This window comes from Achromobacter sp. ESBL13 (genome assembly GCF_036668755.1).
In the GTDB taxonomy this organism is placed as follows: domain Bacteria; phylum Pseudomonadota; class Gammaproteobacteria; order Burkholderiales; family Burkholderiaceae_B; genus Achromobacter.
In genome coordinates this window covers 1,187,237-1,213,554 of record NZ_JAZEVT010000001.1, presented here as the reverse complement: position 1 = coordinate 1,213,554, position 26,318 = coordinate 1,187,237, and the positions used below count along the sequence as shown (strand labels likewise).

The 26,318-nt window shown below is 64.7% G+C and carries 25 protein-coding genes and 1 pseudogene; 17 read left to right on the top strand and 9 right to left on the bottom strand.

The genetic code is table 11. The annotated features are described in order from the left end of the window. Positions 1 to 45 precede the first annotated feature (45 nt). Positions 46 to 891, top strand: a complete 846-nt coding sequence (locus tag V6F88_RS05480) for a DUF4189 domain-containing protein (RefSeq protein ID WP_332608332.1) — start codon at positions 46 to 48, stop codon at positions 889 to 891. Positions 892 to 913: 22 nt separating this feature from the next. Here V6F88_RS05480 and V6F88_RS05475 read toward each other — a convergent pair whose 3' ends face one another. From V6F88_RS05475 to V6F88_RS05465, 3 genes are all read right to left on the bottom strand, one after another. Continuing rightward, positions 914 to 1,915: a Bug family tripartite tricarboxylate transporter substrate binding protein gene (locus tag V6F88_RS05475; protein WP_332608331.1), complete on the bottom strand. Its 1,002-nt coding sequence runs from the start codon at positions 1,913 to 1,915 to the stop codon at positions 914 to 916. Between the two features lie 97 nt (positions 1,916 to 2,012). Then, positions 2,013 to 3,068, bottom strand: a complete 1,056-nt coding sequence (locus V6F88_RS05470; RefSeq protein WP_332608330.1) for a hydroxyacid dehydrogenase — start codon at positions 3,066 to 3,068, stop codon at positions 2,013 to 2,015. Positions 3,069 to 3,197: 129 nt separating this feature from the next. Further along, positions 3,198 to 4,097 carry a LysR family transcriptional regulator gene (locus V6F88_RS05465; RefSeq protein WP_332608329.1) on the bottom strand — a complete coding sequence of 300 codons (900 nt, stop codon included), beginning with the start codon at positions 4,095 to 4,097 and terminating at the stop codon, positions 3,198 to 3,200. 183 nt (positions 4,098 to 4,280) lie between these two features. On the opposite strand from V6F88_RS05465, the gene V6F88_RS05460 reads away from it, so the two are divergent. The 3 genes from V6F88_RS05460 (at position 4,281) to V6F88_RS05450 (ending at position 7,174) form a co-directional block, all read left to right on the top strand. Next, positions 4,281 to 5,471: an alpha-hydroxy acid oxidase gene (locus V6F88_RS05460; RefSeq protein ID WP_332608328.1), complete on the top strand. Its 1,191-nt coding sequence runs from the start codon at positions 4,281 to 4,283 to the stop codon at positions 5,469 to 5,471. Positions 5,472 to 5,646: 175 nt separating this feature from the next. Further along, entirely contained in the window at positions 5,647 to 6,495 is an 849-nt protein-coding gene (locus V6F88_RS05455; RefSeq protein ID WP_332608327.1) for a hypothetical protein, read from the top strand. Position 6,496: 1 nt separating this feature from the next. Next, positions 6,497 to 7,174, top strand: a complete 678-nt coding sequence (locus tag V6F88_RS05450; RefSeq protein WP_332608326.1) for a hypothetical protein — start codon at positions 6,497 to 6,499, stop codon at positions 7,172 to 7,174. 16 nt (positions 7,175 to 7,190) lie between these two features. Here V6F88_RS05450 and V6F88_RS05445 read toward each other — a convergent pair whose 3' ends face one another. Then, positions 7,191 to 8,117 (bottom strand): LysR family transcriptional regulator, encoded by a 927-nt coding sequence (locus V6F88_RS05445; protein ID WP_332608325.1) that lies wholly within the window; start codon positions 8,115 to 8,117, stop codon positions 7,191 to 7,193. Between the two features lie 91 nt (positions 8,118 to 8,208). Between V6F88_RS05445 and pcp the strand changes: the two genes are divergently transcribed. From pcp to V6F88_RS05380, 13 genes are all read left to right on the top strand, one after another. Further along, entirely contained in the window at positions 8,209 to 8,856 is a 648-nt protein-coding gene (gene pcp, locus V6F88_RS05440; protein WP_332608324.1) for a pyroglutamyl-peptidase I, read from the top strand. A gap of 16 nt (positions 8,857 to 8,872) precedes the next feature. Beyond that, positions 8,873 to 9,775, top strand: coding sequence for an alpha/beta fold hydrolase (locus V6F88_RS05435; protein ID WP_332608323.1), 903 nt, complete (start codon positions 8,873 to 8,875; stop codon positions 9,773 to 9,775). An 88-nt stretch (positions 9,776 to 9,863) separates the two neighbouring features. Continuing rightward, the gene (locus V6F88_RS05430; RefSeq protein ID WP_332608322.1) at positions 9,864 to 10,793 is read left to right on the top strand and encodes a TauD/TfdA dioxygenase family protein; all 930 of its coding nucleotides are present in this window, start codon (positions 9,864 to 9,866) and stop codon (positions 10,791 to 10,793) included. Then, entirely contained in the window at positions 10,790 to 11,809 is a 1,020-nt protein-coding gene (locus tag V6F88_RS05425; RefSeq protein ID WP_332608321.1) for a Bug family tripartite tricarboxylate transporter substrate binding protein, read from the top strand. The genes V6F88_RS05430 and V6F88_RS05425 overlap by 4 nt, the downstream gene beginning before the upstream one ends. A gap of 186 nt (positions 11,810 to 11,995) precedes the next feature. Then, entirely contained in the window at positions 11,996 to 12,859 is an 864-nt protein-coding gene (locus V6F88_RS05420; protein WP_332608320.1) for a transporter substrate-binding domain-containing protein, read from the top strand. A gap of 157 nt (positions 12,860 to 13,016) precedes the next feature. Then, positions 13,017 to 13,868 (top strand): transporter substrate-binding domain-containing protein, encoded by an 852-nt coding sequence (locus V6F88_RS05415; RefSeq protein ID WP_332608940.1) that lies wholly within the window; start codon positions 13,017 to 13,019, stop codon positions 13,866 to 13,868. A 104-nt stretch (positions 13,869 to 13,972) separates the two neighbouring features. Beyond that, positions 13,973 to 15,220: an aminotransferase class I/II-fold pyridoxal phosphate-dependent enzyme gene (locus V6F88_RS05410; protein WP_332608319.1), complete on the top strand. Its 1,248-nt coding sequence runs from the start codon at positions 13,973 to 13,975 to the stop codon at positions 15,218 to 15,220. Continuing rightward, complete coding sequence (locus V6F88_RS05405) at positions 15,217 to 15,954, top strand: amino acid ABC transporter permease (protein ID WP_332608318.1); 738 nt, start codon at positions 15,217 to 15,219, stop codon at positions 15,952 to 15,954. Before V6F88_RS05410 ends, V6F88_RS05405 begins: the two co-directional genes overlap by 4 nt. Continuing rightward, entirely contained in the window at positions 15,944 to 16,822 is an 879-nt protein-coding gene (locus V6F88_RS05400) for an amino acid ABC transporter permease (RefSeq protein ID WP_442880171.1), read from the top strand. Before V6F88_RS05405 ends, V6F88_RS05400 begins: the two co-directional genes overlap by 11 nt. Next, complete coding sequence (locus tag V6F88_RS05395) at positions 16,809 to 17,639, top strand: amino acid ABC transporter ATP-binding protein (protein WP_332608317.1); 831 nt, start codon at positions 16,809 to 16,811, stop codon at positions 17,637 to 17,639. Before V6F88_RS05400 ends, V6F88_RS05395 begins: the two co-directional genes overlap by 14 nt. A 65-nt stretch (positions 17,640 to 17,704) precedes the next feature. Continuing rightward, complete coding sequence (gene metC / locus V6F88_RS05390) at positions 17,705 to 18,919, top strand: cystathionine beta-lyase (RefSeq protein WP_332608316.1); 1,215 nt, start codon at positions 17,705 to 17,707, stop codon at positions 18,917 to 18,919. A gap of 165 nt (positions 18,920 to 19,084) precedes the next feature. Then, a complete protein-coding gene (locus tag V6F88_RS05385) occupies positions 19,085 to 19,435 on the top strand; it encodes a VOC family protein (protein WP_332608315.1) in 351 nt (116 codons plus the stop codon). Between the two features lie 9 nt (positions 19,436 to 19,444). Beyond that, positions 19,445 to 20,374: a CysB family HTH-type transcriptional regulator gene (locus V6F88_RS05380; protein ID WP_332608314.1), complete on the top strand. Its 930-nt coding sequence runs from the start codon at positions 19,445 to 19,447 to the stop codon at positions 20,372 to 20,374. A gap of 273 nt (positions 20,375 to 20,647) precedes the next feature. On the opposite strand, the pseudogene V6F88_RS05375 reads toward V6F88_RS05380, so the two are convergent. The 5 genes and pseudogenes from V6F88_RS05375 to V6F88_RS05355 form a co-directional block, all read right to left on the bottom strand. Further along, positions 20,648 to 21,457 (bottom strand): annotated as a pseudogene (locus tag V6F88_RS05375) (hypothetical protein); the annotation flags it as partial. A gap of 173 nt (positions 21,458 to 21,630) precedes the next feature. After that, positions 21,631 to 22,464 (bottom strand): VRR-NUC domain-containing protein, encoded by an 834-nt coding sequence (locus V6F88_RS05370; RefSeq protein ID WP_332608313.1) that lies wholly within the window; start codon positions 22,462 to 22,464, stop codon positions 21,631 to 21,633. 26 nt (positions 22,465 to 22,490) lie between these two features. Continuing rightward, complete coding sequence (locus tag V6F88_RS05365; protein WP_332608312.1) at positions 22,491 to 23,549, bottom strand: type VI immunity family protein; 1,059 nt, start codon at positions 23,547 to 23,549, stop codon at positions 22,491 to 22,493. A gap of 357 nt (positions 23,550 to 23,906) precedes the next feature. After that, positions 23,907 to 25,478, bottom strand: a complete 1,572-nt coding sequence (locus V6F88_RS05360) for a type VI immunity family protein (protein WP_332608311.1) — start codon at positions 25,476 to 25,478, stop codon at positions 23,907 to 23,909. Beyond that, on the bottom strand, positions 25,475 to 26,314 hold the full coding sequence (locus V6F88_RS05355) for a VRR-NUC domain-containing protein (RefSeq protein ID WP_332608310.1): 840 nt from the start codon (positions 26,312 to 26,314) through the stop codon (positions 25,475 to 25,477). The genes V6F88_RS05360 and V6F88_RS05355 overlap by 4 nt, the downstream gene beginning before the upstream one ends. Between the last annotated feature and the right edge of the window lie 4 nt (positions 26,315 to 26,318).

The window sequence follows — 26,318 nt, the reverse complement described above, 5'->3', positions numbered from 1 at the left end:
TTTGCTAACATCGTCCCCGCTTCGCTCCCGGATTCCTTTCTTTCATTGACCACGACGATGATGCCTGCCCGCTTTCACCGATTGATCCGCGCTGCATTCGCCGCTATCGCGTTGCTGGCCGGTTTGGCTACAAGCCCCGCGTACGCCGACAAGCAGTTTGGCGGCGTCGCCACCGATGGCAATCACGACAAAACGTACTGGACCCTGCCCGAAGCGTCGCAAAAGGACGCCGAGGCCTCGTCGCTGGCCGAGTGCCGGCGCCAGGGCGGCAAGGACTGCAAGAAGTTGAACTGGTTTTCGGACAGCTGCCTGGCCTATGCGCGCAACTCGCGCCAGGATCTGTTTCCGGGCAACAGCGTGTCGTCCGAACTAGCCGCCAAGAAAGCCATGCGCCGCTGCACCGCGGGCAGCCCCGACGGCAAGTGCCGCCTGGTGACGCTGCCGTATTGTGTGGGCCCGGGCTACAGCGCCGCCGACCTGCAAGGCGCCAAGCGCGCCAAGCCCGCCGATGTGGAAGCGTTGTCCGCCAAGGTAAATGACCGCCAATACTGGGGCGCCGTGGCCGAAGGGGCCGACGGCGGCCTGGTCTATTCGGACGGCTACCCGAAAGAAGACGATGCCGTCTCGACGCTGCTGAAGTGGGAAGAATGCAAGGACTGCCGCAAGGTGCTGACCTATAAGGACACCTGCGTCGGCATGGCCTGGGTGAAGGGCAGCGAAGGGCGTGGCACGCGCTTCACGGCGCTGAACCCCGACCCCGTTGCCGCGCGCGAGCAAGCTCGCACGGCATGCTCGGCCAAGACCGGCGCACCGGCCTGCGTGGCAATGCTGCGCTGCTCGGGTCGCGCCTACATCGACGGCTACCCCGGCGAGGACGTGAAGCCCAAGTAAGCAGTCGGGGCGAAGCAAGACATCACTTATCCAGCCACGGCGCTTCCTTCCACAGCTTCTGGAATTCCGCCTCGCCGTTCGTCAATTCGCCGGCGTAGTCCGCGGGCGGCAGGTAGCGCAAGGGGGCGAACATCTCTTTCGCCTTGGCCTGGAACGCCGGATCATCGACCGTGCGCTTGACGGCATCCGTCAGCTTTGCCCGCACCTCGGGCGGCAAGCCCTTAGGCGCCGCCAGGCCGCGCAGCGACGCCAGTTCAAAGTCATACCCCTGTTCCTTGAAGGTCGGCACGTCAGGCAGCGCGGCGGATCGCGTCTTGCCCATCTGCCCCAGGAAACGCAGCGGCGTGCCGCCTTTCTGATACTGCAACGCCTCGCCCACATTGATGGCGCCAATGGTGATTTCGCCACTGGCCAACGCGCCACGCACTTCGCCCGCGCCCTTGTACGGAATGTGGCTCAGCTTCGTGCCCGACGCGCGCTCAAAACGCAGCATGGCCAAGTGGTCGTCGGACCCCGTGCCGGTCGTGCCCACGGTGACCTTGCCCGGGTTTTTCCTGGCGTAGGCCAACAGGTCGGCCAACGTCTTCAGTTCGTTATCGTTGCGCACCGTAAAGGCACCCGGGTCATCGATCAGGTTTCCCAACAGGTCGTAGCTTTGCCACGTGAAGTTGGACTTGCGTTCGATCGGGATGGTCAGCAGATTTGGCGTGTTGATGAAGCCGATGGTGTAGCCGTCCGGTTGCGCGCGGGCCAGTTCGGTAAAGCCGATGGCGCCGCCCGCGCCGGGGCGGTTCAGCACCACGATGCGCGCATCGTTGCCCAGGTACTTTTGCAAGAAGGGCGCCATCATGCGCGCCACCAGGTCCGTGCCGCCGCCGGGGCCGTACGACACGATCAGGTTGATGGGGTGTTCGGGGTAGCCGGCCGCTTGCGCGTTGCCCGCGAACAGGGTGGCGCCGGACAGCAGGGCGATGGACGCCGCCAGTGCGCGCAAGGTGCGGCGCTTGTTGTGGGGGGTTTGCATGGTGTCTCCTCTTGGGGTGGGTTGGCGGCTTGATGCCGCACTGTGTTTTTTCAGGTGCCGCGCACGGTATTTTTCAGAGGACGTGCACGGCGGGGCGCTACGACTGCAAGGCGGCAATGCGCGCCGCCGCTATCGGCCAGACCTCGGGGTTGACCAGTTGCGGCGGGCGCTCGCCGCGCAGCATGGCCGTCAATTGCTGCGCGGATGACCGCGCCACATTGCGACGGGCCTCATGCGTGACGCCGGCGGTATGAAAGGTGGCGACCACGTTCGGCAGCGCCAGCAGCGGCGCATCGCGCGGGGGCGGCTCTTGCTGCCAGACGTCCAGGCCCGCGCCGCGCAGGTGGCCGCCGCGCAGCGCGTCGTACAGCGCGGCCTCGTCATGGATGCCGCCGCGCGCGGTGGATACGAACACCGCGTCGGGCTTCATGGCGGCAAAGGCGCGGGCATCGATCATGCCGCGTGTCGAGGCGTCCAGCGGACAGTGCAGCGACACCACATCGGCCTGCGCCAGCAGGTCGGGCAAGGACACCGGTTCCGCGCCGCGCGCACGAATGGTGTCGGCGTCCAGCAGCGGATCATGCGCAATGACGCGCATCCCGAATCCTTGCGCAATGCGCGCCACCCGCGAGCCGATCTGGCCGATACCCACCAGGCCGATCACCGTGCCGTGAATTTCATGGCCCATCAGATCCTCGCGCGAGAAGCCGGTGTCGTGGCGCAGGCGCTGGTGGGATTCGACCACGCGGCGCTGCACGGCCAGCAGCAGCGCATAGGTATGCTCGGCCACCGACGCGGCGTTGCCGCCCGCCTGGTTCAACACCGCAATTCCCGCTGCCGTGCAGGCGGGCACGTCCACCGTGTCGTAGCCCGCGCCGCCAGACGACACGCAGACCAGATCGGGGCATTGCGCAATCAGCGCCGCGTTGACGAACCACTGGCGCGGCAGTTCGTCCTTGGCGGCCGACACGTGGTAGGCGTGGGCCGAACGCAGCCCGGCCAGCGTGCGCGCGTCATCGCCGTGCGCGGGCAGCACGGACAAGGCAATGCCGGATTCGGCGCCGATGATCTCGTCGAAAATCGGGTTCAGCCACAGGTCAAGGCGGCACAGGCGTTTAGGAAAGTCTTGCAAGGGGGAACCGATATGCGGCATTGCACCTAGTCTCCGGTGGGCGGTCATCGTTTGAGGCGACTCTACGCGTGCGGACACCGGAGATAAAGCGAATAATTTTCTATTTCGTGGGAGACTTTTTCGAAACAGTGGCGGTGCGGGGGAAGCGTGCTACAGCATTCCGGCGGGCGCGCCGAAGTCCAGCGCGTCCTGCGCCAGCGCCCTCAGGTTGGCCAGCATGGGTCGCGTGTCGTCGCGCCGCCATTGGAAGGTATAGGGCAGGGGGCGCAAAGGCGGCAGGCCGGGCAGCGCGTGCAGGTCACCGCGTTGGATCATGATGCGCGCCCATGCCGTGGGCAGAAAGCCCAGGCCCAGCCCCTGCCGCAACATCCCCGCGATGGCGCCCCAGCTGTTGCAGCACTGGGTGCGGCCGGGCGAGACGCCTTGTTCGGTCAGCCAGTCGTCCAGCATGCGGATCACGCCGGAACTTTGCGGTTGCGTAATCAGCGTCAGCCCGGGCAGGTCGGCCACGGCCAGCGCGGCGGGGTCCGGCACGGCGCGCGGGGCGGCTACCCATTCGAAGGACGCGCTGCCGATCAGGTGCGAGGCTATGGACGCGCGCGAAGACGGCCCCGCGATCACGGCAAAATCCAGGTCGCCTTCTTCCAGGCCACGTTCAACCAGTTCGCCCACGCCTACATAGGGTTCGACCAGCAGGTTGGGATGCGCGCGCTGGATGTCGTCGATCAAGCGGGGCATCCATGTCATGGACGTCAGCTCGCCCGCGCCAAAGCGGCAGCGGCCGGAATAGGTCAGGTTGTTGCTGGCCTGCTGCATGAACTGGTCGGCGTTGCGCAGCAGGTCCTTGGCATGGGGAACCAGCTGTTCGCCCAAGGCCGTCAGGGTTGCGCTGCGGGCGCTGCGGCTGAACAGATCGGCGCCGATGGACGCTTCCAGTTCACCGATGCGTTTGGACAAAGACGACACCGAGATATTGAGCCGGTTGGCGGCAATGGCAAAGTTCTTGCAGGTGGCGGCCCAGTAAAAGGCTTCGAGTTGCTTGAGGGTCATGGCGGGGTCCGGGGTGGGGCCTGGAAAGGGCCCGGGCAGCTTCAGGGCGAAGAAAAGTGTAATAAGCAATATCGATAAAGTCACTTTATTCAAACAAGTGACGGGCCTATAGTCGTGCGCCATCGCCAAAACCACCGCGCGCAGGCCCTCGTATCAGGGGCCCGCCGCCGCCAGGAGACCGCCATGCCCGACCCGTTGCGCCATCTGCTCTGCCTTCAAGATTTCCAGGCGGCCGCAAAGAAGCGCCTGCCTGAACCGATCTACGCCTATGTGTCGGGCGCGGTGGAAGACGGGCAGTCCGAACGCGGCAACCGGCAGGCCTTTGCACACTACGGCTTTCGGCCCAAGGTGCTGGTGGACGTTTCCCAGCGAACCACTCGCGCCACCGTGCTGGGCCGAGACTACGCCGCGCCGGTCGGCGTGGCGCCCATGGGCATCGCGGCGTTGTCGAGTTATCGCGGCGACATTGTGCTGGCGCGCGCCGCCGCTGCCGCCGACGTGCCTTGCATCATGAGCGGGTCGTCGCTGATCCGCTTGGAAGAAGTGATGCAGGCCGCGCCGGGCACCTGGTTCCAGGCATACCTGCCGGGCGATGACGCGCAGATCAGCGCCTTGATCGATCGCGTTGCCGCCGCCGGCGTCACCACACTGGTGCTGACGGTGGACACCCCGGTGGCCGCCAATCGCGAGAACAACGTGCGCGCCGGCTTCTCAACGCCGCTGCGGCCCAGCGTGGGGTTGGCCTGGCAGGGCCTGACGCATCCGCGCTGGCTGTTCGGTACGTTTCTTCGCACGCTGTGGCGCCACGGCATGCCGCATTTTGAAAACAACTACGCCACGCGCGGCGCGCCGATTCTATCGGCCAACGTGCTGCGGGATTTTTCGGATCGTGGCCATCTCGACTGGCGCCACGTGGCGGCCATCCGCCGTCGTTGGAAAGGGCAAATGGTCATCAAGGGCATCCTGCATCCCGACGATGCGCGCACCGCAAAGGCCCATGGCATGGACGGCGTGATCGTGTCGAACCACGGCGGCCGTCAACTGGATGGCAGCGTGTCGCCGCTGTTGGCCCTGCCCGCTGTGGTGGACGCCGCGGGCGGCATGGACGTGATGCTGGACAGCGGCGTGCGGCGCGGGTCCGACGTGCTCAAAGCCATCGCGCTGGGCGCGCGCTGCGTATTCGTGGGGCGGCCGTTCAACTACGCGGCGACGGTGGCGGGGCAGCGCGGCGTGTCGCACGCCATCAAGCTGATCGTGGAAGAAATCAGGCGCAACATGGGCATGCTGGGCGTGGTGCAGTTGCGGGAAGTGACGCGCGACGCGCTGGTGCGTTTGCCGCCGGGGCTGGACGGCGAGGGCGGCGGGGGCAGCTAGGGCGGCGACGGTGGCGATGGCGGCCGGCGCGCCGGGACGGCAAAGGCGGCCGGGGCAGCTTGGGCAGCGGCGGCGCCATGATGTCTTAGCCTAGAATGCCGGCACCCTGACTTTACGCGGCTTCGTCCGCACCGCCACTGTGTTCCGTTCTTCCTGCGTTCTGGCGTGGCCTTGTTTGAAAATCTGGCGTCGCCGCGTGCTGGCCGGCGCCGTGGCAATGTGCGCCGTGATGCCGGCCATCGTGGCCGCACAACCCGCGGCCGGCAACACCGATCACCTGAAGGCCGTCGAGCCCCTCGGCGGCGATTTCGCGCTGGAAGGCTATCCAAGGTCGAACCTGCGCACCATCCTGTATCGCGGCAAGATTTACCGGCCCTTGAACGCCTATGAGTTCGTGCACGTCAAGCCTCTGGGGCCCACGCAAGGCGGCCAGCCGATGCTGCTGGCGGTGTCCAACGACATGATGGGCGTGGGCACGATCTTGATCGCGGTGCAAAACGGCACGCCGCTGGCGCGCGTGCTCAGTCCCACGGTGGACCTGCGCGACCCGGACCTGGGTATGTCGCAGCCCGGCCGGCAAGACGTGCTGCTTTTCACCGCGGGCTCGCGTGCGCTGGTGACCTCGACCGGGCAGGTGTTGTGGTTCGAACACAAGCGCCCGAAGGAATACATCTCTTCCATCCCGCTGTTGGTGTCGGTGTCGCCGGACAACAAGCAGGGTGCGTTGTTGTTGGACAACCAGATCCGGCTGGCGCGCGTCGATGATGGCCCTTATGCCAGTGTGCCGTTCACCAAGGACCGGCAGGCCAAAGCGTTCGCCGGTTTGTGGGACGAGAGCTCGCAAGCGGCCAAAAAGGCCCTGGACGCGGGACAGCGCATCGATCAACGGCGGCTATACAACAACTTGAAGGCGGCATGGATCAATCGGCATTTTGCATGGCGGCAGGGCAAGGACGGCTGGCAGTTCACGGGGCTGGACCTGACGTCCGCGCCCCTGCCGGCACTGAGCGCGCGGGAGAATTGACATGACGCACCTTGCAAAGCGATTGCCGCTTAAAGGCGTGGGCTTGCTTGGCGTAATGCTGTTGGCGGGATGCGCGGGCAGTGCCGCCATCTACGAAGAGCACGTGCGCACCGATGACGCTAAGCCCCAGGACGTCGTGCTGACGCTGGACGTGACGTTTGCGCGCGCGCCAGATTTCGACCCGAAGCAGGACACCCGGGCAGGGCCGCCACCGCACGTGGAATATTCCGGCGGCCCCAGCCTGGACGTGCCGTTCTATCAAAAGGGCATCGGCTTTGACCTGGGCGTAGTGGGCGATCCGCGCGCCTTGCTGGCCTTGCCGTATCCGTCGCCCGCCACGCGCACCACGTCGGCCAAACTGAAGATCTTTGGTGAACGACGCGATGCCAGGCGGTACCGCTTTGTCGTGCTGCCCCGCGCCGGCTGGAACAGCTACAACAGCTTCCAGGTCTCTTTCGCCATCAATGGCCGTCAAGAGGGCATGACGTTTGCCTACAGCACCAAGGCGGTGTGCGACAACACGTTCGACGTGACGACGCCCACCTATGGGTTCGGCATGTCGGTGTCTGCCATATTGCCCGACGGCAAACCCGCTTGCTTGATGGCGTGCGACGCGCGGCCCGGCTACCCGGGATATTGCGCGTTCGGCGCCGACGTGGAGTCCATGCTGGTCCGCTGATGGCGGGCTGGGGCGGTCAGCCGCCCATGTCGTTCACCGCCCGTTGGATCAGCCCTTGCAACCACGCCAGCGCCGCGTCGGTCGGCGCGCGTCGGCTGCTGATCAGGTCAACGGCAAATGGGCCGGGGTCGACTTCAGGCGGCAAGGGCCGCAGGCTGAGGCTTTGCCCGGCCAGGCGCTGCGCCGCGCGGCGCGCCAACGTGGCGATCAGGTCCGTACCGGCCACGGCATGGGGCAGGGCGACGATGTGTGCAAACGTGCACGCCACGCGGCGCTTGCGGCCCAGGCGTGCCAGGCCGGCGTCCACCACCCCGCGCGCGGAGCCATCGTCGCTGGGCACGAACAGCGCGTGCGGCAAGGCGACGTAGCGTTCCAGGGTCAGCTTGCGGCCCCGCAGGCCGGGATGCTGCTTGTCGGCAATGCAGATAAAGGTCTCTTCGTATAGCCGCGTGGCGCGCATGCGCTTGGGCGGGCTCAGGTGGCCGCCGATGGCGATGTCCACGGTGCCGTTATCCAGCTGTTCGTAAATGGCGGCGCGGTCCAGGCGCGCAACGCGCAAGTCCGCCGCGGGCGCTTCACGGCGCAAGCGCGCCACGATGTGCGGCACCAGCACCACGTCGGCATAGTCGCTGGCGGCCAGCGTAAAACGCCGCCCCTGCGCCGCACCGGGGTCAAACCCCACCCCTTGCGCCAGCGCGCGCCGGATCTGATCCAGCGCACCGCTTACGGCGGGCATCAGCGCGATTGCATGGTCGGTGGGCTGCATGCCGTCGGCGGTGCGCACGAACAGCTCGTCGTTGAACAGACGCCGCAAGCGGCCCAGCGCGCTGCTTACCGAAGGCTGCGCGCGATGGATGCGCTGCCCGGCCAACGTCACGTTGCGCGTTTCGTACAGGGCTTCAAACGCCACCAACAGGTTCAGGTCCACGGCAGATAGATTCATACCGTCAATAGTATGTATAGCGAATATCGATTTCAACAATTAGCGCTGTCGCTTCTACCATGGTCGGCATCGACACAAAAAGGAAGCTGGCATGGCAACCGTATTGATTACCGGCATTGAACCGTTCGATGGCGAAACGCTTAACCCCTCGTGGGAGGCCGCGCGCCGCCTGGACGGGCAGGCCGTGGCGGGCGCGCACTTGGTTGCGCGCCAACTGCCCTGCGTCATCGGCAAGGTGGTGGATCGCTTGCGCCAGGCAATCGATGACGTGCAGCCGGACGTGGTGATCTGCCTGGGGCAGGCGGGCGGTCGGGTGGACGTGTCGGTCGAGCGCGTGGCGATCAACGTGATCGATGCGCGCATTCCCGACAACGAGGGCCGCCAGCCCGTCGACGAGCCCATCGTGGCGGGCGGCCCGGCGGCCTATTTTTCCACCTTGCCCATCAAGGCCGTCGTCCGCGACCTGCGCGCTGCCGGCATTCCCGCTTCGGTGTCGTCCACGGCGGGCACCTACAACTGCAACACCATCTTCTACGGCCTGGCGCATCTGATCGCCACGCAGCGGCCCGCGTTGCGCGGTGGCTTCGTGCACGTGCCTTACCTGCCCGAGATGGCCACGCGCCATCCCGGCGCGCCCAGCCTGGCGCTGGACGTGCTGGTGCTGGGCGTCAAGATCATGGTGGCCACGACGCTGGCGGTGTCGCAAGACATCAAGCTGGGCGCGGGCGCGTTGCACTGAACCGGCGGGCATCAACATGAATACAACATTGGCAAACGCCGACACTTTTGCGCTGGACGGCACGCCGTTCCAGCATCGCCGCGTGGTGGTGGACGGCTTGGGATACCACGTGGTGGAAGGGGGCGCGGGGCCCGCGCTGATCTTGTTGGCGGGCTTTCCGCAGAGCTGGTACGCGTGGCGGCGCGTGATGCCGCTGCTGGCGCCGCACTTTCGCGTGTTCGCGGTAGACCTGCCTGGGCAGGGCGATTCCGACAAGCCACTGGATGGCTACGACACGCGCACCGCCGGCGAACGCCTGCATGCTTTGTTCCACGCGATGGGCCTGACGCGCTATGCGCTGGCGGGCCACGATATCGGCGCGTGGATCGCGTACCCCTACGCCGCGCGCTATGCGCACGAGGTCGATCACGTGGTGCTGCTGGACGCGAACATTCCCGGCGTCACCCTGCCGCCCGCCATCGAGCTTGGCGCGGATAACTGGCGCAGCTGGCACTTCCTGTTCAACAGCGTGCCCGACCTGCCCGAAGCCTTGCTGGCCGGGCGCGAGCGCATCCTGATCGAATGGTTCTTCTCACGCAAGACGGCCAACAAGCCGGGCGTGTTCAGCCGTGCCGACATCGACGAATACGAACGCGTGTACCAGACCTTGGGCGGCCTGCGCGGCATGCTGGGCTACTACCGCGCCGAACCCGAAGACCGCGAGCAGAACCGCGCGCTACGCGATACGCCATTGACCGTGCCGGTGCTGGCGCTGGGCGGAGAGCAGGGCAGCGCGCCCGGCCTGCACCAAGCGCTTAAACCCCTGGCGCGCGATCTTCAAGGCGGCGTGTTGTCCGATTGCGGCCACTATCTGCCCGAGGAACAACCGCGAGAATTGGCGCGGCGCATGTTGGCGTTCTTGACGGACAAGCGCGCCTAGCCGGGCTATTTTCACATTGCGTATCGGTATTTGTTGCGCGCCGGCGCCGCCCCTATCCTGAATTTTTGCAAACACACAGGGGCGGCAAATGAGCACACTGGAACACACGCGGCTGGACATCCGGCCGCTGTCGGTTTTTACGGGCGCCGAGATTCACGGCGTGGACCTGACGCAAGCGCTGACCGACGACGAGGTCGAGCAGATCCGCACGGCGCTGCTGCGCTGGAAGGTCGTTTTCTTTCGTGACCAACACATCGACCACGCCCAGCACCTGGCTTTTGCGCGGCGCTTTGGACGCCCGACGTCGGCGCATCCTTACGACGCGAATCCACCCGAGGGCTATCCCCAGATCCGCACGATTTCATCGCGGTCCACTACCGGGCGGCGCGGTGAACGCTGGCACACCGACGTAACGGGCGTGGTCAATCCGCCCGCCGGGTCCATTCTGCGCGCGGGCCGGCAAGTGCCCGCGTATGGCGGCGACACGATCTTCACCAATCTGGTGGCGGCTTATGAGCATTTATCGCCCGCGCTGCGCGCGCTGGCAGACGGCCTGTGGGCGCGTCACCAGTTTGGCGGCTACAACGGCGACTTCGACAACCAGACGGTGTATGCCCAACGGGTGCAGGCCAGCCCGCTGGTGTCCGAACACCCGGTGGTGCGCGTGTTGCCCGAGACGGGCGAGCGCGCGCTGTTCGTGAACCCCGGCTTCACGCGGCGGATCAAGGACGTCAATGAAGAGGAAAGCCGCCATCTGCTGAACCTGTTCTTTGAAGAAATCACTCGGCCCGAGTACACCGCGCGCTTCCGTTGGGAGCCCGGCAGCATTGCGTTCTGGGACAACCGTGCGACGGCCCACCAGGGGCCTGGTGACTTTGCTTATCTGGACACCGAGCGCGTGCTGTACCGCATCACCCTGGAGGGCGACGTGCCCGTGGGGGTGGACGGCCGGCATTCATCGGCCGTGCTGGGCAAGCCGTTCAGCGCGTTCGGCGCGGACACGGGAGCGACGGCATGAGCAGCAAACGCAAATCCGCATGGCGGCTGGGCCTGGGCCTGGCGGCGGGCGTGGTGGTGGGCGCCGGCTTGTTGAGCAACTTTGCCGGGTCGGCACCGGTGGCCTCGGAAGACGCCAACCGCTACCCGAACCGACCCGTCAAGATTGTGGTGCCGGTTGCGGCGGGCGGCAGCGCCGACAAGCTGGCCCGCACCCTGGCGCAAAAGCTGGGCGAGAAATGGCGCCAGAGCGTCGTCGTCGAAAACCAGCCGGGCGCCAGCAGCGCCATCGGCAACGCGGCCGTGGCGCATGCGCGCGGCGATGGCTACACGCTGCTACTGGCCGGCGACGCCTTGTCGCTGAACGCCTTGCAGGCCAGCGTGCCGTACGACCCGGTCAGGGACTTGCAGGGCGTGACCAAAGCCGTGGTGAATCCGCAGCTGCTGGTGGTGCGCCCCGGCCTGGGCGTGAAGACCTTTCAGGAGTTCGTGGCGCTGGTCAGGCAACGACCCGGCGAGATTTCGCTGGCCTTGCCGGGCGGCACGGGCAGCTTGCAGCACCTGGCGGTGGAACTCTTGAACGAGCGCATCGGTGCCAAGACCAATCAGATTCCCTACCCGGGCGGCGGGCCGGCCACGTTGGACGTGCTGGGCGGGCACGTGGACGCGATGTTGATCACCTTGGCGGCTGCCACCGAAAACGTGCGCAGCGGCAAGCTGGTGGCCTTGGCCGTGACCACGCCGACGCGCTCCAGTGCGTTGCCCGACGTGCCCACCATGCAAGAGGCGGGGCTGCCCGACTACGCGGTGGAAAGCTGGCAGGGATTTTCCGTACCGGCTTCGACGCCCCGCGCGGTGGTGGACCGGATCAACCGTGACGTCGTGGCGGTGCTGCGCGAGCCGGACACGGCGGCGTTGCTGGAAAACCTGGGCTTCACCATCGCGGCGACGGCGCCCGACGCGGTGGACCAGACGGTGCGCGACGACATCGCGACGTACCGCCGCATCATCGCGTCAGCGGACGTGAAGCTGAAGTAGCACGCAGCCGCGCCGGACGCCCGGACGCCCGGATGCCGACGCCCGGACGCCGCCGCACGGATGCGCCGCCCGGCTGCCGTCCCGGCCCGGGCCTTCCGCATATTGATATCTGAAAGTCTTCTTTGTCTTGCCGGCCCGGCGCCCGCAGCATGGACGCACGTTCACATCAACCGACAACACAACACCATGACGATACGCAAAGCAGCCGCCCACCAGGCCGTCGGCATCGCCGGCGGCTACATCAGCCTCACCCTTACCCTGGCGCTGGCGCTTGCCGCCGGTGCGGCCCACGCCGACGCCACGCTGGACAAGATCAAGCAGCGGGGCACGGTCACCATCGGCGTGCTGGCCAACGGCGGCGTGTTCGGCTCGCTGGACCCGGCCACGCAGCAGCTGGTGGGCTGGAACCCCGAGCTGGCGCGTGAGCTTGCCAAGGGCCTGGGCGTGAAAGCCGAACTGGTGCAGGTGCAAACCGCGACCCGCACGCAATTCCTGATTTCGGGCAAGGTGGATCTGCTGATCGCCTCGATGGAACTGAACCCGGAACGCGCCGAGATCCTGGGCTATGCGCCTACGCCGTTCTTTCGCGTGGGCGGCGCGGCGGCCACGCTAAAGACCAGCGGCATCGCCAAATGGGAAGACCTGCGCGGCAAGCCGGTGTGCGTGTCGCAAGGCAGCAGCTTCGCCAAGCCCTTGTCGTCGGACTATGGCGCGGTGGTCAAGGGCTACAAGAGCTCTTCCGATTCACTGTTGGCGCTGCGTGGCGGCCAGTGCGTGGCGGCGGTGCACGACTCTACGTTGATCCATCCGCTGCTGCGCAACAACGCGGAATGGGCCGACTACCACGCACCCATCGCGACCGAGGTGCTGCCCGCCAATTCCGTGGTGTGGACGCGCAAGGGCGAAGCCGACACGATTGCCGCCGTCGACAAGGTGGTGCAGGACTGGCACCGCACGGGTTGGCTGATTGCCACCGAAAAGCGCCTGGGCATCGAGCCCGCCCAACCCTTGTTGCAGGAACTGCACGCCAAAGCCAGGCAGGGCGGCTGAGCACGCCTGAATACGGATCGGACATACGAAGATGAAGCATCTGGGCAAGAGCAATTCGGGCAGGAACAATTCAGGCAACGCGGGCTCGGCTAGGGATCCCCGTGTGCTCACCAACGGTGATGCCGGCAAACCAATCGCGCTGCCGTCACGCGCCGCCATGGCGGTCGCGCTGGTCGCCGGTTTGGCGACCTTGGGCGCGGCCGGCATCGCGCACGCCGACGCCACGCTGGACAAGATCAAGCAGCGCGGCAAGCTGGTGGTTGGCGTGGACGGCGCCAGCCCGCCGTTCGGCATTCTGGACCCGGCCACCGGCAAGGTCGGCGGCTTTCAAACCGACCTGGGCGCGGACATCGCCAAGCGGCTGGGCGTCACGCTGGAAACGGTGCCGGTCACCGCCTCCACGCGCGTGCAGTTCCTGCAAGCCGGCAAGGTGGATCTGCTGATCGCCAACATCCAATGGACCCAGGAACGCAGCGAAATTCTCAGCTATGCGCCCACGCCCTACAACCTGGTGGGCGGGGCGGCCATGGTGTCCAAGAAAAGCGGCATCAAGCGTTGGGAAGACTTGAAAGGCAAGGTGGCGTGCGTGTCGCAGGGCAGCAACTTCGCCAAGCCCTTGCAGGACACCTATGGCGCCGTGGTCAAGGGCTTGCGCAATATTCCGGAATCGTTGCTGGCGTTGAAGGGCGGCAGCTGCGACGCGTCGGTGCACATTCAGCCGGCGCTTTACGAAACGCTGCATGGACCCGGCGCCGGGCAATGGAGCGACTTTGAACTGGCCACGCAGGACCCATTGATTCCGTCGCCCACGGTGATCTGGACGCGCCGTAACGAGGCCGACACGCGCGCCTTTGTGGACGGGGTCATCCGCGACTGGTTGACCACGGGCCTGCTGGTGCAAGAGGCGGAACGCCATGGCGTTCCGGCCGACTACCTGAAGCAGGCGAGCGCCCAGGCGCGTGCCGGCCGGTTCGACAGCGCACCGCCCGAGGCCAACGCCAAGCCCTGACCCCGACGCCGACCCTTGACCCCGACCCTTGACCCCGACTCTTGACCCCGGCCCTTGACCGCAAATCACGATGCCACGGGTCCATCGACCGCAAAGGAAGTGACATGACCACCACCCTGTTCCCCAACGCGCTGTCGCGCCGCGCCCGCAGCGCGCAGCTGTCGCCCATTGCCGCCGCCGGCGCACGGGCGGCGCGGCTGGCGGCCGAGGGCCGTTCCATCATCGTGCTGACCTCGGGCGAACCCGACTTCGACACGCCCGATGCCATCAAGCAGGCGGCCCGCGACGCGCTGGAACAGGGCCAGACCAGGTACACGCCCACCGCGGGCACGGCGGCATTGCGCCGCGCGGTGGCGCAGGGCTACCGCCAGCGTGACGGGGTGGACGTGGATCCCTCCAACGTCATCGTTTCCAACGGCGGCAAGCAGGTGATCTACCTGGCGCTGAACGCCACGCTGGACGAGGGCGACGAGGTGATCGTGCCCGCCCCGTACTGGCCCACGTTTCCAGACGCGGTGCGCATCAACGGCGGCCAGCCGGTGGTGGTGCCCACGCGCGCCGAACAGGGCTTCAAGCTGACGCCGCAGAGCCTGCGGCAAGCGATTACGCCGCGCACCAAATGGCTAATCCTGAATTCGCCCGGCAACCCCTCGGGCGCCGTCTATACCGCTGACGAGCTGGCCGCGCTGGCCGCCGTGCTGCGCGACGCCCCGCACGTGCTGGTGCTGTGGGACGAGATGTACGAAACGATCTGGTTCTTGCAGCCGCCCGTGTCCCTGCTGCGCGTGGCGCCCGATCTTGTCGACCGCACGCTGTTGGTCAACGGCGTGTCCAAGGCGTACGCCATGACGGGCTGGCGCATTGGTTGGGGCACGGGCCCCAAGCCGCTGATTCATGCGCTGGAAGCCGTGCAGTCGCAGGTGTCGTCCGGCCCCAGCTCGTTGGGGCAGGCAGCGGCCTTGGCCGCATTGCAAGGGGCGGCGGACGACTTTGTGTTGAACGCGCGGCAAGCGTACGCCGCGCGTGCGCAACGCGTGGTGGACGGCTTGGGCGCGGTGCCGGGCTTGCAGGTGCACGCGCCGCAGGGCTCGTTTTTTGCATGGATCGGCGTGGCGGGCCTGATCGGCGCGCTGCGCCCGGACGCGCGCCGCATCGAGCACGATGGTGACGTGGTGGACTGGTTGCTGGAGTCGGCAGGCGTGGCCGTGGTGCAGGGCAGCGCCTATGGATTGTCGCCGTATGTGCGGCTGTCGTTCGCCGCTTCCGACGCGAATATCGACGCGGCCATCGTACGCATCGGCCAAGCCGTCGCTACGTTGGCGCCCTTGGCATCGCTGGAGGCCGCTGCATGATGGACAAGGTGTTGCACGCCTGGGTCGATGTCTTCAAGCCGCTGGGCTTGAACTACAGCTTTGTGCTGGACCCGGGCGAGCTGTCGGCGTTCGGGCATGGCCTGCTGGTGACGCTGCAACTATGCGCATGGACCATCCCCGTCAGCCTGTTGTTCGGCGTGCTGATCGCGGCGGGGCTGACCAGTGGCCGTCGGTGGTTGGCGGCACCCTTGCAGGCCTTTGTGGAAGTCACGCGCAACACGCCCACGCTGGTGCAGCTGTATTGCGCCTTCCTGGTGTTGAACATGCTGATCACGCAGAAGCTGGGCGGCGGCAATCCCATCACGCCCTTTGCCTGGGTGGTGATTGTGGTGGCGCTGCACAAGGGCGTGTTCCATGCGGAAGCGCTACGCGCCGGCATCCAGGCCGTGCCGTCGGTGACGATGGAGGCCGCGCGGTCGCTGGCGTTTACAAGGCGCCAGATCCTGACTCAGGTGCAACTGCCGCTGGCCGTGCGCTTTGCCTTGCCGGCGCTGGTCAACAACCTGGTGGATTTGGTGAAGATGACCGCCATCGCGTCTGCCATTGCGGTGGGTGACGTCACGTATGAATCGATCATGATCTGGTCGCATCGGGACAACGTGCTGGAACTGCTGCTGTTGATCCTGCTGTACTTCAGCCTGCTGACCTGGCTGGTGAGCGTGGTGGGCCGTAGTCTGGAAGACCGCCTGAGGATGCCCGGCTATGGCCAATGATCTTGCCTTCAAGGGCGCCGACGCCCAAGCTCCCGGCCGCGGCGGGGATCAAGACGGTCGGCCCGCGGCCGCCGGGTTTCTACCCACGTTCCTGTCCTCGTTGTTGCCCGCCTTGCTGCGCGACCCGTGGTTCGTGCTACTGCTGGGGCTGGTGGCGCTGGGCATGACCTGGGGCGTCACCGGCACCACGCCTGAAGCCGTGGCGGCGTTATGGCACTGGTCGCCCGCCTTGCTGCGTGGCCTGGGCGTGAACGTCCAGATCAGCGTGCTGGCGATGGCGCTGGGCACGCTGGTGGGGCTGGTGGTGGGCGCGCTGTCGCTGTCGCCTTCATGGCTGCTGCGCCGGTGCACGCGCGCCTACGTGCTGCTGTTTCGCAACGCGCCGATTCTGGTGCTGGTGTATTTCACCACCTACGTCTTCCCATTCGAATTGAATTTGGGCGGCTGGTATGTGCCGTTTCCCGATTGGATCAAGGTGGTGATCGGCCTGGGGCTGCCCGCCAGCGCCAACGTGGCCGAGATCTTCCGGGGCGCCATCCAGTCGATCCCCAGCGCGCAGTGGGAAGCAGCGCAGTCGCTGGCCTTCAGGCGTACCCAGATCTTTCGCATGGTGGTGTTGCCGCAGTGCGTGCGGCGCATGTTGCCGTCGTGGATGAACCTGATGGCCAGCATCACGATGAGCACGTCGCTGGCGTCGCTGGTGGGCGTGCACGACCTGGTGGATACCGCCACCGTCGCCAGCAACACCGTTGCGCGCAGCGACTTCACCATTCTTGTTTATTTCACGCTGTTGGCGCTGTTTTTCGCCTATTGCTATCCCATCGCGCGTTGGACGCGGTACCTGGAACGACGCCATGAACATCATTGAACTGAATCCGCTGGTCAGCCTGCGCGACGTGCACCTGGCGTTTGGCGACACCGAGGTGTTGCGCGGCATCGACGTCGAGGTCAAGCAAGGGCAGGCGGTATCGATCATCGGCCCGTCGGGCTCGGGCAAGTCCACCATCCTGCGTTGCATCACCGGCCTGTTGCGTCCGCAGCGCGGCGCGATCCAGGTGGGCGGCGTGCGGGTGGACGGGCTGAAAACAGAATCCGACTTCATCGCCTTGAGAAAGCGCGTGGGCTTCGTGTTCCAGCAATACAACCTGTTCCCGCACCTGAGCGTGCTGGAAAACCTGGTGATCTCGCCCGTGAAGGTGGCCGGGCTGCCGCGCGTTCAGGCCGAAGCCCGCGCGCGTGAATTGCTGGCCAAGGTGCGCATGGAACACAAAGAAAACGCGTATCCCGGCGAGCTGTCCGGCGGGCAGCAGCAGCGGGTGGCAATCGCCCGAGCGCTGGCCCTGCAACCTGAATTGATCTTGTTCGACGAGGTGACCTCGGCGCTGGACCCTGAAATGGTCGGCGAAGTGCTGACCGTAATCCGCGATCTGGTCCAGGACGGCATGACGTGCGTGCTGGTCACCCATGAAATGCGCTTTGCGCAAGAGGTAAGCGACACGGTGTATTTCACCGAGGCCGGCCGCATCGTGGAATCCGGCTCGCCCACGCGCATTTTCGGCACGCCTGACAGCGACCGTACCCGCGCCTTCTTGCAGCGTTCGCTGGGCGCATCGCCCGCCCGCCGGTCCACGTCCGATCCGATCGCGAACGCGCTGTCTTTCGACCCGCTGCGCCTGGCGGTGTAACCCACAAGGAATCCCATGATGACTTTCCCCTCCGCAGTGTCGGCAGCCTTACAAGAGGTGCGCGCATGAGCCTGGATCACGCCCACGTTCAAACCCGGCTGGTGCACGCCGGTTCCCCGGCATTGACGCAGGGCGCGGGCCCGGTCAACGTGCCCGTCGTTCGCACCAGCACCGTGCGTTTCGCCGACACCGCCACGCAGGCGGCGCTTAACCAGCAACGCGCGGCAGGCGACCGCGTTGCCACGTACGGCCGCCATGGCCTGGACACGCATCAGGCGCTTGAAGAGGCGGTGGCTTTGCTTGAAGGCGGCTATCGAACGGTGCTGGCGCCCTCCGGTCTGGCCGCGATCACGCTGGTGCTGCTGGCGACGCTTGCGCCGGGCGACCACGCGTTGGTGGCCGATAGCGTGTATTCGCCGGTGCGCAAGGTCGATAAGTCTTTGCTGGCGCGCTATGGCATCGAGGTGGAATATTTTTCACCGGGGCAAGATGCGCTGGAACCGTTGATCCGGCCCAGCACGCGGCTGTTGTACCTGGAGTCGCCCAGTTCGCTGCTGTTCGAGGTGCTGGACTTGCCCGCGCTGGCAGCCACCGCGCGCCGTCATGGCCTATGGGTGGCGGCGGACAACACCTGGAGCGGCGGCCTGTACTACCAGCCGTTGGCGCTGGGCGCGCACATCTCCATCCAGGCCGCCACCAAATACCTGGCCGGCCACTCGGATGTGATGATGGGCGTGGTGACCGTGGACAGCGCCGAACTGGCGCAGCGGATCGGCGCCACGTACGACGCGCTGGGCTTGTCGGTGGGCGCGGACGATGCCTATCTGACGCTGCGCGGCCTGCGCACGCTGGATGTGCGGCTGGCGCGCCATCAGGTCAATGCGCTGGCCGTGGCGCAATACCTGGCCACGCACCCGGACGTGTCGCGCGTGTTTCATCCCGCTTTGCCTGATGACCCCGGCCACGCGTTGTGGCGGCGCGATTTCAGCGGTGCAAGCGGCTTGGTCTCTTTCGCCTTCGACCATCCGGACCGGACGGCGGCGTCGCGCTTCATCGACGCATTGCGGTACTTTTCGATCGGCGCGTCCTGGGGCGGTTATGAAAGCCTGGCGCTTGAAGCCGCGCCGCAACGGCTGGCGGAACACAGTCTGTGGAAGCAGGTGCCTGGGCAGCAATCCGTGGTGCGGCTGCATATCGGCCTGGAGAGTCCGCAAGACTTGGTCGGCGACCTTGAGCGTGCCTTCAGCAGCACGCGGGAGGCTTTGCGACGCAGCGCCTGAAGTGTCTCGTAAACCTCAGCGCAACCATAAAAAGACACGCGCGCGTATTTGCTAATAAGCGGCGCGCTTTAAGGTTTCTGGCTATGTAGAAGCAATTACAACCTCTTTGTCCGGTTGTGCCTTCGGGTACTAAGATTTGCCCTGTTCCATGGCTGGCAGCAGGGCATGACTTCACTTCTTTCGATCGATTCGGTACAGCTTCCATTTCTGTCGCGCCGGCTTCATGCCGTGCGCGAGTTCTATCACCGTGTCATCGGTCTGGACGAGATGCCCACGCAAGGCGACCAGCGTCTGCTGTTCTCGCTGGGTGACGCGACGTTATCGCTATCGCCTGTCCATGAGCTGAGCGGTGGCGTCAAGCCGGACTACCTGGCGCTGAAGACGCGCGCCTACGACGAGATCCTGGCGCGGTTGCGTCAGGCCGGCCATTTTCCGGTCTGTTCCAAGCCCGACGCATCACCGCGCGTGATGTACGTGAAGGATCCGTCCGGCAACCAACTTGCCTTCCTGGGCTGAGGGCGCGCGATGAACTTCCAGCAATTGCGTTCCGTGCGCGAAGCCGTGCGCCAGGATTTCAACCTGACCGACGTTTCGGAAAGTCTGCATACGTCGCAACCCGGTGTCAGCCGGCAGATTCGCGAGCTTGAGGAAGAAGTGGGCGTGGACATCTTCGTGCGCTCGGGCAAGCGGCTGATCGGCCTGACGCCGCCCGGCGCGCTGATCTTGCCCTTGGTCGAGCAAATCCTGCAATGCGCGGACAACATCCGGCACGCGGGCGCCGAATACGCCGACAGCCGCCAGGGCGTGCTGTCAATCGCGGCCACGCATTCGCAGGCGCGCTACGCCTTGCCGCCGGTGGTCAAGGAATTTCGCCAGCGCTATCCCGAGGTGGTGCTGCACCTGCATCAGGGCTCGCCCAAGCAGGTGTCCGAAATGCTGCTGGAAGGCGAAGCCGATATCGGCGTGGCAACCGAAGCCGTCGCCAACTATCCCGGTCTGGTGAACCTGCCGTGCTACCGCTGGAGCCACAGCATCATCGTGCCGCGCGGCCATCCGCTGGAAGGCCGGCACGACGGCATCAGCCTGTCGCAATTGTCCCGCTATCCCATCATCACCTATGGCCAGGGCTACACCGGCCGCGCCCACATTGACGAGGCCTTCGCCCGCGCCGGCATCACCCCGGACATCGTCATGACGGCCATGGACGCCGACGTGATCAAGACCTACGTGGAACTGGAACTGGGCGTGGGCATCGTGGCCGCCGTGGCCTGGGACCCCGAGCGCGACACCCGGCTATGCGCCATTGACGCCCGCCACCTGTTCGAAATCAACCTGACCCGCCTGGCCATCCGCCGCGGCGCCTGGCTGCGCGGCTACGCGTTCCACTTCATCGAAATGTTCGTCCCGACGCTGACGCGGGAAGTGGTGGAACGGGAGTTGAAGGCGGAGGGGTGAGGGGCTGTGCGGCCGGCGTTTCGGCCTGGCAACGACGCCGCGCTGCCAGATCACGCGGCCATGCGATGGGCTTTGTGAGATCGACGGAGCCGCTTCCCCAGCCTTGAAATAGCGCCGCGAACCGGTTTTTGCAAGGGTGTACCACCAGCCGTCCGACGGGATGTCTTCGCCGACGAGGATATGTGTGGGCGTGGGTTCGTTCGGCGCGGCCCCGGGTGTCCGGCCTCGAATTTCAGGCGTGGGCCAATCACTGCCGTCATCGAACCGGCCAAGCCAACGCTGCGTGTCGGAGCGATTGAAACGCTCATTCGGATCGCCATCCCATTCGCCAAAGCCCACCAGGTCCAGCAGGGGATGGCGGATACGGCGAAGCAAACGGTTGGCCAACACGGGGAGCTCTGGCACGCCGTTTTCGACGGGGTAGAGTTCCGGTTGCGGGCCAAGTTCGATCCACTGGCCGCAGTGCACCGAGTCGATGCGGACGCGGGGGTCGGCAAGGTGCGCGGCAACGTCGTCGCGCGATATCCCAAGCTTTTCGCGCCAGATGTCGGACAGGAAAAAGCCCCAGGTGGGGGGGCGGATGCCGGAGGGTAGATCTGGGCTGAACATCATGCCGAAGGGATAATCCGTATCCAGGCCGTAAAAATGGTTGGCCAACGCGCGGTCCCAAGTGGCCACTTCGGCGCGCATGCCGAATTCCAACGGGTTGCCCATTGCAAACCCACTGTAGACCTGTGCCGGCTTCAGAAGCTCGATCGTTTCAATCACAAATCTCCGCCAGATATCTCGGTTATCCAGCCACCATTGCCAACGGTAATAGAACTGAACAGAGGAATAGCATTGCTGACGCTCACCAAGCGTCGGCTCTCGCCACAGATAGGCCGAGTGCGTCGGCGAGCTTTTGTAGTTCTTTTCGTCGGTGAACTTGACCGCGAACGCTTGATCGAGCGGGGTTTTTCTGGCCCATTCGCGCAGGTCGCCCAGACGTTTAGAGCCGTAGGGGTGCGGGCGCTCGGAGTCCGGATGAGTGGCGATCAGATACGGGTGACCCAGGGCGTTTTCAAATGATCCGTGGACGTCCATCATGTCCAGAGTCGCCGCAAGATAGTGCTCTGGATCGTAGTTGAAGTAGAACGTTAGATATGGCGTTGACGCGAGTTCGAAATCGCCGTGGTCCACTGCGGTATTAGGCCATCGTTTCAGGTCGGCGATCATGCCGGAAATGTCGTCTTGGTTTATCAGACTATCGCTGGCGCTCATCTGCCTCTCCTTGGTTTTCCCTGTTGATCCGACTTGGCATTCGCGACGGACCGGTATCCGGTGCAATCCTCGGGAACCCGTAGCAGGGCCACTTTGGATTTGTCTTCGTTCATGAGCCGTACGTAAGCGCCCATTTGCCTGTCCCTGACCCAGTCATCGGGAAACTTGATTTCCACAGCGGCAAATACGTTGCCGACTTCAAAGGGCTGCTGCCTATATTCGACGATGACGAGGTCGGGCGCTAAGCTTCCCCTCGGCCGTGGCCAGAACGGAAAAAACTCGCTAATGCGCTTTGGGCGCGTGGATGGATTGCCGAGATAGGCGGCGTTGGATTTTCCGTCATAGTTCGGCTCCGCCTTCAACGGGCTTTGCCATCCCAGTAAATCGTCCACGACTTCAAACACCAGCGACGCGGTCGTTTGCTTCAACGCCACATCAATCGTGGTTTCGATGATCTCTCCGGGAATTTTCTTGCGTATTCGGCGCGGCACGGTCAGCGGAGATTTCAGCGCCCACTGGCATACCGTGCTGATCGCCGGCCGAAACGGAATTTTTCGCTCGATATATTGTCGGTACGTGACGTTCTCGCTGCGTCCGCGCGATACCGTGCTGTTACCACCCGTCCGCACGAACGTCGAACTCTTGATGTCGATTTCATCCTTCATCCCCTGAATCACGTCTTTCAAGATCGATTGCACTTCTTTTTTCCGCTGACCGATCTGCGCCAGGGTCTCGGCGGCTTCAATAGCGGTTTGTGCGGTCTCATAGGCGGCATAGGCGCGATAAGCGCGGTAGCCCCAGATGAGAGCGGCGGCGACAGGGGCGGCCATTGGGTTCTCCTGATGTGGGGATGCGGCTAATAACCCGCGGGCGTCCCGATGATGGACTTGCGGGTCGGCCAATCGCTGTCGTCATCGAACCGGGCCAGCCAACGCCGGGTGTCGCGGCTATCGAAGTGCTTGCCGGGTTCTACGTCCCGAGGGCAGGAGCCAAGCAGATCCAGTTGCGAATGTCGGATATTGCGCAGCAGGCGGTTGAGCACAGCGGGCAGTCTGGGCAGGCCCTGTTGAACGGGATAGAGCTCCGGCCGGGGTCCCAGTTCGATCCATAGTCCGCAATCCAGGGATTCGATACGGATCAGCGGGTCGGCAAGGTGGGCCACCACATCGCGGCGGGAGGTGCCGAGCTTTTCGCGCCAAATGTCAGACAGAAAGAAGCCCCAAGTGGGCGGCCGTATGCCGGACGGCAGTTCGGCTGCGCGCATCATGCCCGGCGGGTGGTCGATGTCCAGGCCGTAGAAATGCGCTGCAAGCGCCCGATTCAGGATGGCCGCTTGTGAACGCATGCCAGGTCCCAAAGGGTTCGCGACCGCAAAGCCGCTATAGACCTGCGCGGGCGTCAGATACGCAATGCTCTCCAGCACAAACTGCCTCCACTCGTGCTGGTGGTCCAGCCACCACTGCCAACAAAAGTAAAACTGTAGAGACGAGTAATACGGTTCTTTCCCCGCGATGGCGGGTGCGCGGCGCAAATATGCAGAATGCCCGGGTGAAATCTGGTGGTTTTCCTGGTCCGTGAAGTTGACCGTAAACACTTGGTCAACCGGGCAACTGCGGGCCCACTCGTGTAGTTCCTCCAAGCGAATCGAGCCATATCCAAGCAGCCGCTCGGAACGGGGGTGGGTAGCTATCGTGTAAGGGTGTCCTAGAAGTCGCGCGAACGCATCTTGTACGTCGAGCATATCCAAGGTGGCCCGCAAGCTCTGGCCGGGCAAGTAATGAAGGTAGAAGGTGAGAAAGAAGCGAGGCCAAAGGGGAAATGAACCGTTATCAATGGCGATACCAGGCCACGGTTTCAACGCATCAACCCCGCACGTCAGATCGTTATCGTTGAGGAAAGGAGGGCGTGTATTCATTTTTCGCTCCTGCGTGAATGTTGGGCCTTGGTGCTTGATGCGTACGCCGGCCCGTGTCGATGACTACGCCGGGAATCTGCCGGCGTGTTCGTAGCCAACATGGGAAGCAGTCGCCGATGGGTTTGCGGGGTGCGGCGGAATCTCGAAGCATCGCCCGATCGGCGGTTCCGTTGTGGTTCGGTTCCGACTTCAATGGCCTTTTCCACGACAACAAGTTAGCGGTAGCGTCGGTAGATGGGCGGTATAGGTGATGTAGGCGATATAGGCGGGATATCCGGGATAGGCGGGATTGGTGGGATACAGCGGTAGCCCCAGACGAGGGCGGCTGCGGTAACGGGGGCGGCCATGGCTTGTCTCCTAACGCAAGAAAGAAACCAGTGCCCACGTCACGTCCTGCCCGTTCACTTGTGGCAGGGGGGCTTGATAAGCGAAGGATTGCGGACCCGTAGGGTGTTCTTCGCAGGTCCACGTGCCGGGATAGGGGCATGGCTGACCGGACCGCACGCGGACAGCGGCGCTTTGGGCGGTGTCGTGCATCCAGTGCCAGGTAAGGGACCGGCCTTGATATGGCGGCAGCGCCTCATGTTTCGCGACCACGCACAGGACTTCGCCTTTTTTGTCGCCACGCCATTGACCACCCCGTGGGGCCGGCTGGCCGGTTTCGGCCTGGCGTGCCGCTTCGGCTTCGGGTGGGCGTTGATCGATGTCGCGTTGCCAGATGACGCGGCCGCGCGATGGGCCTTGATGGATGGCTGGCGCCGGCTGTCCCGCCTTGAAGTATTGGCGCGAACCTGTCTTTGCCAGCGTGTACCACCAGCCGTCCGACGGGATGTCTTCGCCGACGACGACGTGGGTGGGGGTGGGTTCGGCAGGCGCCGGGCTCGGGGTGCGGCCCCGGATCTCAGGGGTCGGCCAGTCGCTGTCATCATCGAACCGGCAAAGCCAACGCTGCGTGTCGCGGCGATCGAAGCGCTCGTTCGGGTCGCCGTCCCATTCGCCGGCGCCCACGAGATCTAATTGCGGGTGCCGGATGCGGCGCAGCAGGTGGTTGAGCATGACGGGTAGTTCCGGCACGCCTTCTTCGACGGGATAGAGTTCCGGTTGCGGACCGAGTTCTATCCATTGGCCGCAACTTAACGTATCTATGCGGATACGCGGATCGGCTAGGTGGGCGACAACATCGTCGCGCGAGATCGCCAGCTTCTCGCGCCAAATGTCGGACAGAAAGAAGCCCCAGGTAGGCGGGCGTATGCCGGAGCCCAACTGAGCGGGGATATCCATCGCAAATGGATAGTCCGTGTCCAGTCCAAAGAAATGAGGCGTCAGGGCCCTGTCCCAAACCGCAACTTCGGAACGCATGCCAAATTCCAAAGGATTGGCCATAGCGAAGCCGCTATAAACCTGCGCGGGCATCAGGCGAGCGATGCTGTCGAGCACGAATTTTCGCCAGTCATCCCTGTTGTCCAGCCACCATTGCCATCGGAAGTAGAACTGAATCGACGAGTAATACTGGAGTTGGTCCCCAATGGTGGGTTCCCGCCACAGGTATGCCGAATGCGTGGGCGAGCTCTGGTGGTTCGCCTGGTCAGTGAAGTTCGCCGTGAAGGCCTTATCCAGTGGCGTCTTTCTTGCCCAGTCGCGCAAGTCGCCCAAGCGAACCGATCCGTACCGATGTGGTCTTTCTGAACTTGGGTGGGTGGCTATCGTGAAAGGCCGGCCGACCAGTCTTTCGAATGCCTCGTATACGTCCACCATGTCCAGCGTCGCGCGCAAATAGTGCGCGGGGTCGTAATGGAAATAAAAGGTAAGAAACGGGCTGGTCGACAGCTCGAATGACCCATTGTCGATGGCGGTATTGGGCCAGCGTTGCAGGTCTTCGATCATGCCCGCCAGATCTTCGTCGCTGATGAGTGGATGGATGGTGCTCATTTGCCGCTCCTGGGTGAATGACCGGCCTTTCCACGCGAGCTGCCCCGGTCTGGTCGATGCCCCGTGCAGTCCTCTGGTACGCGAAGGAGCGCGACCTTGTGGGTGTGGCCGTCCATCAGCCTGACGTAGTCTTTCATTTGGGCGGGCTTCGCCCAGTCGCTGGGAAACTTGATTTCGACCGCCGCGAATACGTTCTCCACGTCGAATGGCTGCTGCCGGTATTCCACAATGACCAGATCAGGCGCCAGGCTTCCTCTAGGGCGCGGCCAGAAGGGGAAGTACTGGCTGATGCGCTTCGGACGTGTCGAAGGCTCACCCAACATCGCCTTGTACGACGTGCCGTCGTAATTCGGCTCTGCCTTCAGCGGGCTTTGCCAGGCCAACAAGTCATCAACCACTTCAAACACCAACGACGCGGTGGTTTGTTTCAGTGCGATATCTATCGTGGTCTCAATAACATCGCCCGGGATCTTCTTGCGCAGACGCCTGGGAACCGTCAACGGCGACTTCAGCGCCCATTGGCATACCGTGCTGATCACTGGCCGAAAGGGGATCTTGCGTTCGATGTACTGCCGGTAGGTCACGTTTTCGCTACGTCCGCGCGACACGGTGCTGTTGCCGCCAGTGCGCACAAAGGTCGAGCTTTTGATATCGATTTCCTCTTTCATGCTCTGAATCACGTCCTTGAGAATGGCTTGGACTTCCTTCTTGCGGTCACCGATCTGCGCCAGGGTTTCGGCGGCTTCGATGGCGGTTTGCGCCGCTTCGTGGGCGGCGTAGGCGCGATAGGCGCGGTAGCCCCAGACGAGGGCGGCGGCGGCGGCGGGGGCGGCCATGGCT

Coding starts and splice junctions, on each gene's coding strand:
- V6F88_RS05475 (WP_332608331.1), bottom strand. CDS start 1,915: ATGCAAACCCCCCACAACAAGCGCCGCACCTTGCGCGCACTGGCGGCG.
- V6F88_RS05470 (WP_332608330.1), bottom strand. CDS start 3,068: ATGCCGCATATCGGTTCCCCCTTGCAAGACTTTCCTAAACGCCTGTGC.
- V6F88_RS05465 (WP_332608329.1), bottom strand. CDS start 4,097: ATGACCCTCAAGCAACTCGAAGCCTTTTACTGGGCCGCCACCTGCAAG.
- V6F88_RS05460 (WP_332608328.1), top strand. CDS start 4,281: ATGCCCGACCCGTTGCGCCATCTGCTCTGCCTTCAAGATTTCCAGGCG.
- V6F88_RS05450 (WP_332608326.1), top strand. CDS start 6,497: ATGACGCACCTTGCAAAGCGATTGCCGCTTAAAGGCGTGGGCTTGCTT.
- V6F88_RS05445 (WP_332608325.1), bottom strand. CDS start 8,117: ATGAATCTATCTGCCGTGGACCTGAACCTGTTGGTGGCGTTTGAAGCC.
- pcp (WP_332608324.1), top strand. CDS start 8,209: ATGGCAACCGTATTGATTACCGGCATTGAACCGTTCGATGGCGAAACG.
- V6F88_RS05435 (WP_332608323.1), top strand. CDS start 8,873: ATGAATACAACATTGGCAAACGCCGACACTTTTGCGCTGGACGGCACG.
- V6F88_RS05430 (WP_332608322.1), top strand. CDS start 9,864: ATGAGCACACTGGAACACACGCGGCTGGACATCCGGCCGCTGTCGGTT.
- V6F88_RS05425 (WP_332608321.1), top strand. CDS start 10,790: ATGAGCAGCAAACGCAAATCCGCATGGCGGCTGGGCCTGGGCCTGGCG.
- V6F88_RS05420 (WP_332608320.1), top strand. CDS start 11,996: ATGACGATACGCAAAGCAGCCGCCCACCAGGCCGTCGGCATCGCCGGC.
- V6F88_RS05415 (WP_332608940.1), top strand. CDS start 13,017: ATGGCGGTCGCGCTGGTCGCCGGTTTGGCGACCTTGGGCGCGGCCGGC.
- V6F88_RS05410 (WP_332608319.1), top strand. CDS start 13,973: ATGACCACCACCCTGTTCCCCAACGCGCTGTCGCGCCGCGCCCGCAGC.
- V6F88_RS05405 (WP_332608318.1), top strand. CDS start 15,217: ATGATGGACAAGGTGTTGCACGCCTGGGTCGATGTCTTCAAGCCGCTG.
- V6F88_RS05400 (WP_442880171.1), top strand. CDS start 15,944: ATGGCCAATGATCTTGCCTTCAAGGGCGCCGACGCCCAAGCTCCCGGC.
- V6F88_RS05395 (WP_332608317.1), top strand. CDS start 16,809: ATGAACATCATTGAACTGAATCCGCTGGTCAGCCTGCGCGACGTGCAC.
- metC (WP_332608316.1), top strand. CDS start 17,705: ATGAGCCTGGATCACGCCCACGTTCAAACCCGGCTGGTGCACGCCGGT.
- V6F88_RS05385 (WP_332608315.1), top strand. CDS start 19,085: ATGACTTCACTTCTTTCGATCGATTCGGTACAGCTTCCATTTCTGTCG.
- V6F88_RS05380 (WP_332608314.1), top strand. CDS start 19,445: ATGAACTTCCAGCAATTGCGTTCCGTGCGCGAAGCCGTGCGCCAGGAT.
- V6F88_RS05370 (WP_332608313.1), bottom strand. CDS start 22,464: ATGGCCGCCCCTGTCGCCGCCGCTCTCATCTGGGGCTACCGCGCTTAT.
- V6F88_RS05365 (WP_332608312.1), bottom strand. CDS start 23,549: ATGAATACACGCCCTCCTTTCCTCAACGATAACGATCTGACGTGCGGG.
- V6F88_RS05360 (WP_332608311.1), bottom strand. CDS start 25,478: ATGAGCACCATCCATCCACTCATCAGCGACGAAGATCTGGCGGGCATG.
- V6F88_RS05355 (WP_332608310.1), bottom strand. CDS start 26,314: ATGGCCGCCCCCGCCGCCGCCGCCGCCCTCGTCTGGGGCTACCGCGCC.